This window comes from Okeania sp. SIO3B5, assembly GCF_010692555.1.
Taxonomy (GTDB): Bacteria; Cyanobacteriota; Cyanobacteriia; order Cyanobacteriales; family Microcoleaceae; genus Okeania.
In genome coordinates this window covers 43,056-57,844 of the sequence record NZ_JAAHHG010000024.1, presented here as the reverse complement: position 1 = coordinate 57,844, position 14,789 = coordinate 43,056, and the positions used below count along the sequence as shown (strand labels likewise).

10 protein-coding genes are annotated in these 14,789 nt (G+C 38.5%); 9 read left to right on the top strand and 1 reads right to left on the bottom strand.

Going from position 1 to position 14,789, the window contains the following annotated elements; translation table 11 throughout:
* Window positions 1-202: 202 nt before the first annotated feature.
* From F6K54_RS05715 to F6K54_RS43710, 6 genes are all read left to right on the top strand, one after another.
* Window positions 203-3,928, top strand: coding sequence for a DNA N-6-adenine-methyltransferase (locus F6K54_RS05715; RefSeq protein WP_293075503.1), 3,726 nt, complete (start codon window positions 203-205; stop codon window positions 3,926-3,928).
* Between the two features lie 61 nt (window positions 3,929-3,989).
* The gene (locus F6K54_RS05710; RefSeq protein WP_293075501.1) at window positions 3,990-4,577 is read left to right on the top strand and encodes a hypothetical protein; all 588 of its coding nucleotides are present in this window, start codon (window positions 3,990-3,992) and stop codon (window positions 4,575-4,577) included.
* A gap of 57 nt (window positions 4,578-4,634) precedes the next feature.
* Window positions 4,635-6,287, top strand: coding sequence for a DEAD/DEAH box helicase (locus F6K54_RS05705; protein ID WP_293075499.1), 1,653 nt, complete (start codon window positions 4,635-4,637; stop codon window positions 6,285-6,287).
* Window positions 6,288-6,476: 189 nt separating this feature from the next.
* Window positions 6,477-10,661: a bifunctional DNA primase/polymerase gene (locus F6K54_RS05700; protein ID WP_293075497.1), complete on the top strand. Its 4,185-nt coding sequence runs from the start codon at window positions 6,477-6,479 to the stop codon at window positions 10,659-10,661.
* Between the two features lie 134 nt (window positions 10,662-10,795).
* Window positions 10,796-10,927 (top strand): helix-turn-helix domain-containing protein, encoded by a 132-nt coding sequence (locus F6K54_RS42700; RefSeq protein WP_366558063.1) that lies wholly within the window; start codon window positions 10,796-10,798, stop codon window positions 10,925-10,927.
* Window positions 10,923-11,036 carry a zinc ribbon domain-containing protein gene (locus F6K54_RS43710; RefSeq protein ID WP_375341954.1) on the top strand — a complete coding sequence of 38 codons (114 nt, stop codon included), beginning with the start codon at window positions 10,923-10,925 and terminating at the stop codon, window positions 11,034-11,036. The genes F6K54_RS42700 and F6K54_RS43710 overlap by 5 nt, the downstream gene beginning before the upstream one ends.
* Before the next feature lie 435 nt (window positions 11,037-11,471).
* Here the strand turns inward: F6K54_RS43710 and F6K54_RS05690 are convergent, their stop codons facing one another.
* Window positions 11,472-12,386 (bottom strand): hypothetical protein, encoded by a 915-nt coding sequence (locus F6K54_RS05690; RefSeq protein ID WP_293075495.1) that lies wholly within the window; start codon window positions 12,384-12,386, stop codon window positions 11,472-11,474.
* Window positions 12,387-12,692: 306 nt separating this feature from the next.
* On the opposite strand from F6K54_RS05690, the gene F6K54_RS05685 reads away from it, so the two are divergent.
* The 3 genes from F6K54_RS05685 (at window position 12,693) to F6K54_RS05675 (ending at window position 14,780) form a co-directional block, all read left to right on the top strand.
* Window positions 12,693-13,700, top strand: a complete 1,008-nt coding sequence (locus F6K54_RS05685; RefSeq protein WP_293075494.1) for a hypothetical protein — start codon at window positions 12,693-12,695, stop codon at window positions 13,698-13,700.
* Between the two features lie 218 nt (window positions 13,701-13,918).
* Window positions 13,919-14,368 carry a hypothetical protein gene (locus tag F6K54_RS05680; RefSeq protein ID WP_293075492.1) on the top strand — a complete coding sequence of 150 codons (450 nt, stop codon included), beginning with the start codon at window positions 13,919-13,921 and terminating at the stop codon, window positions 14,366-14,368.
* Window positions 14,325-14,780 carry a hypothetical protein gene (locus tag F6K54_RS05675; protein WP_293075490.1) on the top strand — a complete coding sequence of 152 codons (456 nt, stop codon included), beginning with the start codon at window positions 14,325-14,327 and terminating at the stop codon, window positions 14,778-14,780. The genes F6K54_RS05680 and F6K54_RS05675 overlap by 44 nt, the downstream gene beginning before the upstream one ends.
* Window positions 14,781-14,789: the final 9 nt, after the last annotated feature.

Genomic DNA, 14,789 nt, shown 5'->3' with positions numbered 1-14,789 from the left:
AAATCTTGAACTGCGATCATTCGTTCAAAAAATACCAAACTATACTGTTGTATATAACTGCAGTTGTGTTATTTTCGATCGCGATTCGTATATACAAGATTTTCAATTTAACCCCGCAACCCACCACTATCTCTGATGTACACGGAATTCCCATCCCCTGCAACCAAGGGGAATTCTGCAAACAATATCAAAAAAATTGATTATGGTACTACATCTACAAAGCCAACAAGAGCTGGTGCGGATTCTTCAAATCCAGCTACAGCAAGAGCAAGAGCGTCTTGAAGACATGAGAAATGCGGATACGCAAATTTCTGCATTAACAGGAGAGTTGGCTCCAATACTCACAAAATATCCCGTGTATAGATCCGAAGTTGCCGATCTACTCGGATTTATCCTGCCAATGCCAATATCACCAACACCGCGAGTTATTGAAATTGATGGTGATGACGAACAAAAAAAAGTATCCTCGGATACAAAGAACTCAAAATACGCCGAAAGTAGTAAAAGTAGTAATTGTCTAGATGATAATAGTCTAGACAAAAAAATAGGTTCTCAGATGTATCTGCAATCGAAACTCGGAGAACTTGTCTCATTCTGCCTAATTAAAAATCTAGTTCTTAATGCAGATTTTGAAAATCTAACAGCAGAACTTTTTGCCCCGCACCCTAAACGTAAACGTGGAGAACCTAGCTATAGTGGAGAACTATATTCTATTGCCACATTAAGCATTCATAATCACCCCGGTGGCTGGAAATGTCTATACACCACTTTCGACGGAAAACGATACTCGTCTGCCTCTCAAGGCTTAAATTTTCTTGGCGTATTGTGTCGAATTGCTCACAATTTCTTTGAACAACATCACAATAATATCGAAACCAACTCCACACAGGAAAACGCATCGACACCCCCTACATCTGACACGGATGACAATAACGATATCAACGTCATTTGGTACAACTCCATCAGCGGAGAAGTAAGTGCAGGGAACGAACGAAGGTATTTCCGCTTACTTTGGAACAGCAAGCACAATATACATCAAGTAGGTCTCAAAAAATCTGAATCCGCCAAGAGGTGGAGTAAAGATATCAATCCCACCACTCAACCCTTGATAGATGCGGTATGGCAAGAATTTAAAGCAGGTAAGCCCGCAGAAATTTTTCTACAGAAATTGTACGAAGCAGCAGAGGAAGTAGGAGGTAAGTTTACTAGCTCTTTATGTAATTTAGGTACTTACGGTACTTTCCATCTAAATGAAACTTTTGGCGTTTTCCAGATCTTAAATGAAGATATCGAGGTAGGTCATAGCGAAGGTAACTTTTGGTATATCCGTCCAGGTCGCAACAAAGTTTACTGTTCTGGCCACGTTCTTGCCTTTGTTGAAATCTTGAAAGGTTTAAAGACGGATTTAGTTTTAGCGGAGCAGAAATGCATAACTCCTCCGCTTAAGACAGCAGAAAATACCCAAATAGACACTGCTGAGATAGTAGATGTAGCTACGGTTCCTACTGTCACTTGGTACAACAGTAGTACCGGAGAAGTAAAAAAAGGTTCTTTTAAAAGGTATTTCCGGATAATTCCGGACGATCTCAAAGATGAGCATGAAATCAAGTTTAAAAAATCTGCCGAGGGGGGAAAGTGGATTCAACCAGATAACTCTACTAAACTATTTGCGGAGGCTATCTGGGAAGAATTCAAAGCAGGTAAACCCGATGCAGCAGAAGCCATTCTACAGAGATTGTACGATGTGCCAGAAGAAGTAGGAGGTAAGTTTGTCAAAAGCCATTCAAGCTGTACTGTAGGTAATTTGGGCACTTTTTATATCCCAAATCAAGAAAGTATTGAAGTAGGCTATAACGACGGTAGTTATTGGTATTTTCGCCCTGGGTATGAAAAAGTTTACTGCACGGGAGATATGCATGAGTTTGCTGAAACCTTAAAAGGTTTAGCAAAAACAGAAAGTGCTAGTGAACCTAACAAAAACAAAACCTCCTCAAAGTCTTCCGACTGTTGGTACACACCACGCGAAATTGTTGAATTAGTTGAAAAAGTATTAGGAAGCATAGACCTAGACCCCTGTTCTGACGACGGAAGACACATACCAGCACAATACCACAAAACCATAAGAGAAGATGGACTTGCTTGTGCATGGTTTGGGAAAGTATTCATGAACCCACCCTATAGCTGTCCTGGTAAATGGGTCGATAAACTAATTTCAGAAGTTAATGATGGTAGGACAACAGAAGCGATCGCCCTCCTGCCAGCATCAACAGATACTAAATGGTTTGCCCCACTATGGAACCAACCCATCTGTTTTTGGAAAGGACGCATCAAATTCTTAGATACGAACTACCAACCAAAACTACCCGCACGACAATCCCATTGTCTAGTTTATTGGGGAGAAAACGCAGACAAATTTAATGAAGTTTTTAGCAAATATGGAGAGGTAAAAACTTCAACAAATAGTCAACCCACAGAAGTTGAAACTACTATACCAATCATCAAAAAACTCGAACCATTAGTATCAGAAAAATGGGTATTAGAAGCTATTGATGATAGCCAAGTAATGCTCTATGAAACAGATGATAAAAATAGTAGTGACTGGGTAAAAATCACCGACCTATACGAAAGTCAAGGTCTATTCTTCATAAGCCATGAAACAGCATTTTCCAACCATGCAAAAACTATAGAAGAGGCTGTAGAAAGAGCAGCATGGTGGTTCGATCAAGAAGTCATCGATAGTTTAGATGATTTTATTGATATCCTGAACGGGTATAATACCGACTTAATTGCCACCAGAAATAATTCGACTACAGCATATATACACCAAGACAAAGAATTATTTGGCACAGTATTTTTTAAAGATGATGAAAGATTAGAACTAGCAGAACGGGAAAAACAACTACTCAGAGATACATATAGTATCGACATTGACAACTTAATAGAAGATATTCAATCTCAAGGAGAAATAAATCCAAATGATTACCTAATGGGTATAGGTAAATTAGGAGTGGAATTTACCAAAGCAGATATTATCCAAAATGCTCTACACTCCTTATCAAACATGAATGATTTAGTAATAGTTCGTCAGGGAAAAATATTCAAATTTTATAATGATGAACGATTGGGAGATTGGCTCGGTGATGACTTAGGAACTATCAAGGTTATTGATTCTTCAGACATAGTGATAGATGAACAATTAAATCATCTATTATTTGAAAAATATTCAATATTAGCAGAGGATTTAATTACGGATATTTTCAATGAGAAATATGAAGATAATCCCAAAAATTATATCATCTCTAATCAAAACATCAAAGAATTAATTACCAAAGAAAATTGGGACGATAAAGAGTTTGAAATTGCCGAACGACTACTCAGTGAACTTTTCTACTACTCTCCTGCTTGGAACAAACTGAATGACGTGAAAAATCAACAATTTCTGAAACCAAGTGAAGAGAAGTTTGTTGATAGCAATACACTTGTAGCAAATGAACCTACAGTTGAGGAAGAAGACGACTTTAACTTCTTCAGTGAAGCAGATGACGACGATCCTACCTGGATGGATGTCATTAAAGCTGAAGTCGAAAAACTTGAAGGCTTTAAAGTTACGCATGATGAAGTAGACCTCACTGTAACTCATTACGGCACAGTTGTAGGCAGTATTCACCACAACGAGAAATACGAACTAGAAATAGAACAAAAATTAATTGGCGAACTAGCTAAATATGACTTTGACCTAGAAGCATTTTTAGTGGCAGAGAATATCCCTTATAAGTTCTATCACCTCAAACCAGTTGTTGGTGTGACAACAACTCAACACTCTGATACTCAGACCTCAGAACAAGTAAAAAAGCCCCAGACTGGCTCCACAAGTGGAAAGAAGCCAGACTATCCAAAATCAAACGACAACGAGCAAAACGTATTTTAACTTGAGTCACTCTTGAGGCTCAAACTTCTCATCATTAATAAATTACATCCTTTTCTAAATCATGAAACTATATCATCAACAGAGTGCGTTCGCAAGACAAGAAACTATTACTTACAGCCCACAACAATATGTAGCTGAGAGTACACCTAATAATGGTGGTGACTTACCACCAAACAAACGCCATCCTTTCAATCTCAATGAATCTAAATTAAAGCGTCAGCTAGATAATGGCCATCAAAAAAATGAAAATATTCAAACTCCAGGAAACCCGCCCAACAAAGAGTCTAGGTTTTCGATAGCAAATACTATCGAAAAATCCCAGTATAAGCCAGTGGGAGGCAGCGGGTGGCTGAATAAGTACACACAATCAGTAGAAACCAAAACTGGACTTGTTGAGTACCCCCGCATCAAAGAAGGGAAAGAGAAGCGAGGCCCTAATAATCCTGAACATTGGTATTGGCGCTATTGCTGGTATCAGCAAGGAGAAAATGGCCAACAAATATATAAAAAAGGCAAGCCAGTAATTGAATGTGTGGGATGTCCACAAAAAAAAGTTCGCGCGGTAGAGAGAGCGCTCGCTGCTAAATTACCGTATCGCCAAATATTAGAAATAATCAAGGGGGAAAATCCTACACCTCCCCCTACATAGTTTTCATATACACAACCAACGCAACCACCGAACTTTAAATCAAAATTAACTAATAATATGACAACACCATCAATAGCATCCATAACAAAAACAAAACTGCTGCAACCCTCATGGTTACAGCAACATACTCAAATGGAAGAAGATAAACAATTATCTCTGAGGCTAATTATAGCACCATCACAGATTCCTCAGCTCAGAGATTACCAACTCCAAGTCATTGACGATCTATATCAACTCCGGCAGAAAAATTATCGTCGCATACTTATCGTTGCCCCTACTGGAGCTGGAAAAACTATAATTGCTGCTTCCTTCATCTATCAAGAGTATTCAAGTAGCAAAACTATATTGTTCATCGTCCATCGTGATGTGCTGATCAAGCAAACACTAAATAAATTTGCTAACTTCGGCATTGAATGTGGAGTCATTGCTGGAGGCTACAAAGAAACTCGCAATGCTCCTGTTCAAATAGCCAGCGCTCAAACTCTCAGTCGAAGGAAAATTAACTGGTTTACCCCCAACATTGTATTAATAGACGAAGCACATCAAACCGCCTGGAACAAAGTCGTACAGAGACAACTAGAAAATTATGAATCTAACAACACTACCTTTATAGGTTTAACCGCTACTCCCTGGAGACTATCAAAAAGGGAAGCAATGTCTGACCTATTCGATACCCTCATAGCAGCTCCAACTCCAGGAGAACTTATCCTCAAAGGATATCTTGCACCCCCAATCTACTACAGCGTTGATGGTGCTGACCTCAAAGGCGTAAGGACTATTGCCGGAGAATTTAACAACTCTGACTTAGAAGTGCGTTGCAATGTACCCGAAGTAGTTAATTCCATAGTTTCTGAATGGAAAAGATTAGCACTCAATCGGTTAACCATTGCCTTTGCTATCAATGTGGATCATGCCAAAGCGATCGCTACTGCCTTCAATCAAGCTGGCATCCCCGCAGCAAGTGTAGACGGCACCATGCCCACAAAAATGCGAGAAATAATCTACTCCCAACTACAATCAGGACTTATCAAAGTCTTAGCAAGTTGTGAAGCATTGGGAGAAGGTTTTGATGTCCCTGCCATTTCTTGCGTTTTATTATGTCGTCCCACTAAATCTAAGGCTAAGGCATGGCAACAGATAGGGCGTGGGTTAAGGATATCCCCAGGAAAATATGACTGCCTAATTTTAGACCAAGCAGGATTAATTAAACAATTTGGATTCATTGAAGATGTAAAAACATTTACTCTTGGACAATCAAAACACTCATTGCCAAGTGAAGCTCCTACAAAAATCTGCCCTCAATGCAGTGCGATTACTTACAACTTTGATAAGGTTTGTGGCTGTTGCGGTTACCAATTTTCTGTTTCCAAACTCTCCTCCACCACAGACACAACATTTAAACTCCTACGCTGCACAGCAGATAAGGTCAAGCAATATCGCCATTATCACGAATTGCTCACAGAAGCTTACCATCAAGGACTCAAACCTAATTGGGCAGATAAACAATACCAAATACATTATGGATACTGGCCTCCCTACAAATGGATGCACGGTGCCATATTTGGTTCGCAACCTACTGTGGCTGACAAAGTTGCGTATCAAAAATATTTACTCCGCCTGATGAAAGCCGACGGTCAGTGCATAGGTTGGGTTGAACACCACATGAAGATGATTTTTGGCGATCTTATCATCCGTTCCGCTCCGCGATAACTACGTTTAGCTACGCTATCGCGTGTGAATTTCAGGTTTAAAAGAAAAAACCTACAGAATTCACAGCCCTGTAGATTCAAAATTATTTGAAAAAAAAACTTATGAATCAATTATTACACAAACATCAAAATTCTGCAACTACTACCCTAATTTCCACTGTACAAACTTCGCTAGTGGAGGAGGTGTAAAATGGATTGGAAAATATTTAATCGCCACCCCAGAGCCTCAGAAATAGCAGAAGGTTTAGGAATTATCCCTGCTAACTTGGCATTGACACCAGTAAGGGAAAAACGCCCCTATAGAAGTAACTGGCAACATGAAGAGCCAGTTAGTAGGGAAGCGATCGCTACTGCAATAACCCAAGGACAAAAATTAATCAGCAAAAAAGGTAAACCATATACAGCTTTTGATTCTGGATATGGGGTAAGACTAGGTGAGATATCCGATGGACTGCTGGCCATAGATGTAGATGGTGCTAGTGCCGAACCCATTCTCAAGGCTATTTGTCCAGATTTACCTAAATCTGTAAGTTGGACATCAGGAAAACCAGGACGGTATCAAATAGCATTTCAAATCCCGCCGGAGTATAGGGAAAAATTAGCCAACTTTACCAGAGCTGTAATCCGAGAGTGGAAGGGCTTAAAAACTGACACAGACGAACTTTTAGAATTTCGTTATAATTATTGTCAGTCCGTTCTGCCACCCTCCTACCATCCAACAACTGGTAAATATGTATGGATTAATTCTCCGGCAGATACAGAGGTAGCGATCGCTCCACAACCTATCCTAGATGTACTCCTAGAAGTAGCCGATAAGGAAGCAAAAGCTACTAGAAAAGCTGAAGAGAAGAAAGCTGAACGGGAGCGATACTTAGAACAACGTAAACTAGAGAGACAAGCCTTACCTACTCTCAGCACTGCTGACTCCTTAGCCGATATCCTAGAGCTGGACATCCTCCCCAGACTAAATACAGAAGATATATATAATTGGAGCGAGCATCAATTTAAAAAGCATGGGCGCAATAAATTAGTTGGTTACTGCCCACAACACAACGGGTCTAGCGGTACGGCATTTCAAGTAAATACAAAAGACAATTCCTGGTATTGTCATAGTTGTCAGGAAGGCGGGGGTGCGGTGCAATATCGTTGGTTTTCAAAAGGTGAGCATGGCACACCTACAGGCAAGGATTTTGTGGAGATAGTTGAAGAGTTGGCTGACGATGCTGGCGTAGAACTGCCGGAGTGGAAACCACAACATAAATCAAAGCCAATAACAAAAAAGCAATGGTGGGATAAAATCGGAGAAACTAAAGCGGGCAAAAGTTTTGCTGACTGGGTTGCAGGTAAAACCAGGAAGTTATTTGGTCCATTCAAACAGTCTAAACTAAAATCGGTAACGGAAAGCACTGACAAAAAAGGCAATCTGGAGAAGAACACAATAAAATATGAACCAGGAAATTTACCAGAGTTTCAGAAATGGGTAGAGATGGGTTGTCCTCAAATAATTATCAGCAGTAGTGCAGATTTACCACTTCTCACTGCTGAAGCTTATTTGAACGGGTTCAGAAATATTCTGTGGAATATCTACGCCGGAGGTGGTAAGTCTTGGAGTGTAGATAAATTAGACTTATCCTTGTTTGGTATTGAACCTGATATCGAATTTGATGAAATGGGTAATGTCATTGATGAAAAATACCCAAGAATTATTTACTTAGATGCTAATTATCGAAATCCCTCTGTCGCTGGTATTGAACGTAAATTCATACCTCTTCCTGGCAAACATTTAGGATTGAAAAAAGATGAGAATAGACTCACAGCATTAGGAAATCCTCATTTAATCCGAGTCAAAAAAGATGAAATACCTGACATACCCCCTAATTGCCCTGAAACATATACTTTTCTGGAAACCAAGAAAAAAGGTATACAAGTCTTTGCAGGCAAAGATTCACCTATTTGTAAAACTTGCCCTTTGCTGTATGATAAGAATGGTGATATTGGCTGTCCTCTGATTTTAGAAAGGCAACGCATTCAAGAAGAGGAAAATTATATCAGTTCATCTGTACCTGGTTTTGGTAAATCTCGGCATTCGGATATTTTGGTGATTGAAGAAGCTGAGGCTAATATTGTTCCGTTTGAGACTCTGAAGGTAAGTTTGACTGAAATTCAGAAGTTTGTCGCAGATAAAGTTGATGGTGCTGGTTTGCCTGATGAGTTGAAATTGGCATTAAAGGCCATATTAGTTCCTTTCCAGAAAGCGATCACTTCTATTAATGCAGAGAATAAAAAATATGGTGATTCTCATATTGATGTGATGGCCAAATTACCTACTCGCACCGAATTAGACGGGGCAATATTTGAAGCTTATTCTCAAATGTGGTTGACTCTCTCTCTCCCATTGAAAAATTCAGACAGAGACAAACTAGACAAAAAAATTCTCAAAAAATATTCTAAGGACTGTTTAGCTACATCTCCAATCATAGATGGTCAATTTTCTTTACACAAACAAGTCCATCTACAAAAACTAAATAACTTACTACTAGAATCATTCGATTTAATCACAGGTTCAGTTTCTCATTATTCTTATTGGGATACAACAAACCAGGTGAATTATCAGAAAATTCTTTCCCAGAAAATAGAAAAAATCTCACGGCCAGAAAATACAAATACAACTACAAATGTCAAGCGCTCTGGAAGTGATATTTGGGGGAAAAATGAATGGCTTTATACTAATGAGTTTGATGAAGATGGAGACCCCATAGTTGTTGGATGTAAAAATCAATGGGTTATCCCTAGCTTAGAGAATATCAGAGATGAGGTCTATTCATGGTTGGAGAAAAGTTTATCTATGCTCTCTGCTACTCAAACTCCAGCAGAGAAACAAATGCTGATTCAACAAAAAGTCCATCTCAATTGGCTTTCCCCTCTGCTTGATGTATTTTGCGGTAACAAAAAAATTAGTTTGGGAATTACACCAAATAAAGAATTGACATTTACTCGTCCAAGTCGTCATCCACAACAGTTAGTCAAGAATTCGGCGTTTAATATTTATATTGATGCTACTGCTGATGTGAAGGACTTACAGCGACTTACTGGCTTGGGTAAACCATCACCTGAAAGAGTTTCATCACTTACTGAAGAGTTGGCTATTGCTGAGGGTTTCCTTCTTCATTGGCCGGGAACTGTTGAAGACGAAGGGTATCAAAATTTATCTAGAACTGTTGAGGCAATTCGTGAAGAATTGGAGCAGGCTAAGTTTGATGAGGCGGGTAAGTATATTTTGGTGGTGGAGATGGAATTGCCTGACTATAGTAATCTTACCATCAACTTAATTACTGATATGGGTGCTTGTGGTACTCAGCGTCGTTATGATTCTCGGTATGCTAATGGTAATCGAATTAAGTTTTTGGTGCAGGCGATCGCTGATCAAGAGAATAAACCTAATTCGTCTACTTTGTTTGATTTCCAGGGACATATTGAGCAATATCAGGATATAGAAAATATTGGACGCTTGGGGTATCATTTCCGGGATAACCGTGCTAGTAATCAATCTCAAAAGGATGATTTATTGATTTGTGTGGGTAAGCAGACTCGTAATTTGTCTGCTATGGCGGCTCAATGGCAAGCAACTACAGGATGTGCTGTTGTGCCTAATAAGTTGACAGGTAGGTATGGGGAGTGGGTGGTTCGCCAGAATATGAATGAGACTATTCAGACTTATGCTCGTCTAAGGGCGAACCGTCGTCAGAATGAGGGATTAACTATTTATCATGTTGCTCCTTTCAATGAAATGGAAATTGCTGAAATAATCCGGAATTATCCGGGGGCAACGGTTAATGTTGTGAGTAGTTTTGATATTTGTCCACAAGCGGCTCCTAAAGGTGAGCAGGTTAAGCGTCGGTTGGTTGAGGCTGTGTTTAATTTGGTAAAAGAAGGCGAGGAGATTACTCAAAAGAAATTAGGGAAAATAATTGGTATAGATCGTAGTGGTGTAGGGCGAAAGGCAAAAACTATTACTCCAGAAGGGTTAAGGCGAATTGAGTCTATGTGCAAAATGGTTATATATTCTTTATTAGATAATAACAAAATGCACATCAGTGAAACTGATGTGGATATTGAGTTTGAGGATGCTTGGACTTTTTTGGAGGTTTGGATACCTACTTTGTTGCAGGATTTGAAGAATAATTTGATTACGGCGGAGGAATTAGCGACTGAAGTGGTGGAGGTAGTTAAGATTTTTGGCCGAAAAATCCTGGATTTTGTATCTGTTGATACGCTTGTTGGTTTGTTGAGTGGGTTGTTGGGGGTGATGCCTGTGGAGTTTTTTGAGGGGTTGCGGTTGGCTTTGGGGCCGCCTGATGATTGGGTAGCGGGCTAGGTTGAGATTTTATCTAAATGTTGACATTTATACCCACGCTCTCCCGTAGGGGAGCGTCGTATGGGAATGCCAATCAATAAGAGCGGCATCACACATGATCTGCTAAAATGTAAATGTTGGGAAGAAAACAGTAGATGGTCGAAAAAGCGTACAAATTTAGATTCTACCCAACTCAGTCGCAGGAAAACCTGTTGCAGAGAACATTGGGGTGCGTAAGGCTAATCTACAACAAAGCTTCTTTGTGCAACAAAGCCTCTAAATATTAGAGAGTGGGATTGCCCAGAGTGTGGTAGCCACCATGACCGGGACATAAACGCTAGTATAAATATTTCTGCTGCGGGAGGAGCAGTGTCAGTCTGTGGAGCGCGCCTTTAGACCCGAAGAGAGTAAATCCCGTTTATGCAGGTGCGGCAGAAACAGAAAGCCCCTAACAGTGATGGAGCGGGAATCCCGCGCTGTCTCATAGAGCAGCGTCGGGAGGATGTCAATGGTAAGGGTATTTAATGAGGAGATATGTTCCCTTGAGTATGAAAAAAATCAACTCTATATATCCTATGATGCAGATTATAAGGATTCTGTCCTTAAATTATTGGAAGAACTCCAGATTTTAGCTGCCGTTAATTTCTGCAAGATGTTCCTGGAAATATCTTGGATTGATGAGCTTGGCATATATAAGCAACGTCACAGTTTATCAGGCGTAGGGTTTGGTTGATTTGTCTAACTATTGGCGACAAAATTAACGCTAATTGATCATTTCTGATACCAATTCCGAGATGTTTTTGTTGCAACTCTAATAACTCTACTAAAACTTTAAACTGGTAGTAGTATCGGCTCTAATGACCCTCGTTCGGAATCAATTTTTGTTGGTATAGCTTGGTTATTGATGATGTTCAAACTATGACATACAAGGTTATTTATTTTAAATATTAACTCTCGATCTGAATTAGTAAGGCTTACTAATTCATGTCTTTCATCAAGTACATAATTTCGATATTTGATGCACGAACACCAATTCTGACCAATTGTATCAAAAAAAGCAATTTGAATCATAATATCATAATCATTTTGATCTTCCCAGTTCTCATTAATATCACTAATACGTAGAACATATTCTCCCTGTTTTTTTAAATATTCGCGAGAAGTATTTTCGTACCCTCTTAAAAAACAATTTACAACACAGTAATCTGCGTAACCTATTCCATATCCAGTAGATAAAGCATGATTTTTTTCAAACAATAATATAAAATTTTCAACGGGGATTTGTTGATTTTGAAATAATTTCACTTCTTTTGTTAATGGTTGATTTTGATAGCGGGTCATCAATTTATTATCTACATAATAAATTGGCGCTGCTTTAGTCAAGCACCATGAATTATGTGCATGACTGTTATTCATAAAAACAGGATCGGTTATTTTTTTTATACTTAAATAATTCATACGACCTGCACCAATAGTAGTGTAATAGACAATTATATTTGCTAGTTCATCCCAAGATATATAATTGTTATTTATCTTGTATGGGCGTTTTGTTTTTAAAGTGTTTAAGCTTGTTAGTGCATCTCTTTTTATAGAACTGTTTTGTTGCCACAACTTATTAATATGTTCAAGTCTCAAAGTTTGTATAGACTTTTTTGAAAAATTATAGTCTGCATCGGTTATTAATTGCTGTTTAGGGATTTTGCCATAATTTTTGTCTAATGCTTTTCTACGTTTTGCTTCACCCATACAAAAATCCTCCTAAATGTATTACGAACGCTCTCCACAAAACCTGATATTTTTAATAGGAATTGTTATAATTATACTATATAAAAAGTATAACAAAAAAATCTAAGAACTAATCAAGGTGGAGTCAAAGCTGGCCATAAATTATTTGATGATTGTATTAAAGAGCAGCAAATTACTTTAGATATATTTCCAGAAATATCGGAAATACTTTTTTGCCTTTTGATGGAAATCAATTAGCGGTAGTTTATCCTAGCTTTTGTTCGAGTTTGATAATGCGAGAAAAAATCAAAAAAGGAGATTGTGAATATGGTTTCTATCCCAGACCTAGAAAAAAATTTAGCAAAAATGCAGCAGCTCCTTAATGCTGCACAAAACGAAGTACAAAAGAAAACTTTCCAAGATATTATTGATAATTTAACTAAGCAATTAGAGTCAGAAAAATCTAAATTAAATCCGACTAAAGCTGAGGATTTAAAAGTAGATAAACCTTCAGATAAAGAGAAAACATTTCAATCAACTCAGCAGTCCAAAACTGAAACTAAAAAACAGACAGAATCAAAGCCTAAATCTGAATCTCAAAAAGTAGCTACTTCAGAAGTGAAAGAAGAAGAGAAATTAGAAAATAAAGAAGAAGAAAGCCTACCACCAAAACAAGATTATGCTTTCCAAGGTATAGGAATTTTATATGGCAAAATAGTCAGGCGATATGAGGATAATGATGCTTACTACAATCTGATTTCAGAAGGAAAAACTTATGGATTAATTTATAATAGCCCCAAGGTAAAAGAATTTCTCAGGCTAGACTACAATCCTGACAAAGATAGGTATGTAACTGTTTATCCTTACCTCACACATTTCCCTAACAAAAATACTCCCCCAAAACTAGGTTTTACAATAATTGCAGCTAATGATACTCCTCATTTAGATTTAAAAGTTAACGAGTTTAAACTATCAGGATTGTGGCAATTTATAGCGGTCTGTAAATGTCCTGTAATTTCTATTCACAGGAATAGAAAAGGAAAAGGTGATCGCGTCTCACGATTAAAGAAAAAATTTGATAATGAGAAATTAAATAAACAAATTACTAGAGCCAATCATGTCCCTGTCTTGTGGAGGGATGCTCCAGTAAAACCGTTCAGATTTAATCCTAAGTTGGAGAAAGATCAACAAGGCGATCGCTACTTTGTGGAAATTAAAGCTAAATTTTTACCTGGTAGAGAACAATGGGGATTTATGGAACTACTTGGAGAGCCAACTTTAGATGTTCCTAAGTATTATAAACCTGAGAAAATTCCTAATTCAAAAGTGGCATAATATCCTTTTCCCGACTCTACAAATGTGAAGTTCTCTCCCGTTAAATCGCCTGATTATAACGGGAGACCCCTTTTTGAAGTCTGATTGCGTATTAATTGCCTACGTTCCCAAATAGTTGCTTAGGTTCCTTGCACATCCCGGTGGATGTGCTTTTTAATATAAGCATACACACAAGAAAACATCTTAACCCACTACCAAGGAGGAGAAAGGCAAAGGAGGTGCCAGTAACAACCGAAAAAGGTGCAACAATAGTCTACATCAACGGTTATCAAGTGAATGGCGAACAGCGATTCCAGAAAAAAGAACTGAGAAAAATATTAGGCATCAAAGCCAAGAAAACCATCTCAGACGACCTCAAAGCAATAGGTGAAGAAACCTATCCCTGGACATGGGAAACAGTACGAAAACTAATCGGATTAAAACTCTTCCTAGCAATAGGAAGAGGCGACCCAAAATATAGCCGTCAAACATATTTAGAACTAATAAAACTAGGAGAAAAACAACTAAAAGCAGTTCTTCAACACCATCAAATCGACATAGAACAGGAGTTTCAAAAAGTAAAAAATGACTACGAAAACAATCAACAACGGAACACATTTAGCTACCGAGCTAACCGCCGAAGAATTGATACAGCAAGCACACAACCAAGGGAAGAAAAATACGACTAATAACAGCAGTAAAAATGTAAATAAAAAGCCAACAACAGAAGTACAAGGAAGCATAACCACAGCTTCAGAAACTCTAGAAAACGCAGTAGCAGGAAACGCTCAAAAATTAGTAGAAAGTGCTAATCTCAGTAAAAAAGCCCGTATTCAAACAGGAGTAAAACGAGGTCGAACTAAAACCCAAGACATCATCATTGGTGAACAATTGGGAGTGCTAGACGAACTTGCACAACACGAAGTCACCCAAACATTTGACCTGGCAGAACAACTAGACAAACTATCAGAATTTAGTAACGCTGCCACCGATGTGTCGGAAATATTAGAGGCAGAAGAAACCGACCCTTTAGAGTCACTAAAAGGATTCGAGGTCAAAAGGCTACCAGACTCGAACAGAGGGTTTTCAATCTTCAGTTAGAACTAGCAA

Coding starts and splice junctions, on each gene's coding strand:
- F6K54_RS05685 (WP_293075494.1), top strand. CDS start 12,693: ATGGTTTCTATCCCAGACCTAGAAAAAAATTTAGCAAAAATGCAGCAG.
- F6K54_RS05710 (WP_293075501.1), top strand. CDS start 3,990: ATGAAACTATATCATCAACAGAGTGCGTTCGCAAGACAAGAAACTATT.
- F6K54_RS05700 (WP_293075497.1), top strand. CDS start 6,477: ATGGATTGGAAAATATTTAATCGCCACCCCAGAGCCTCAGAAATAGCA.
- F6K54_RS05705 (WP_293075499.1), top strand. CDS start 4,635: ATGACAACACCATCAATAGCATCCATAACAAAAACAAAACTGCTGCAA.
- F6K54_RS05715 (WP_293075503.1), top strand. CDS start 203: ATGGTACTACATCTACAAAGCCAACAAGAGCTGGTGCGGATTCTTCAA.
- F6K54_RS05690 (WP_293075495.1), bottom strand. CDS start 12,386: ATGGGTGAAGCAAAACGTAGAAAAGCATTAGACAAAAATTATGGCAAA.
- F6K54_RS42700 (WP_366558063.1), top strand. CDS start 10,796: ATGGTCGAAAAAGCGTACAAATTTAGATTCTACCCAACTCAGTCGCAG.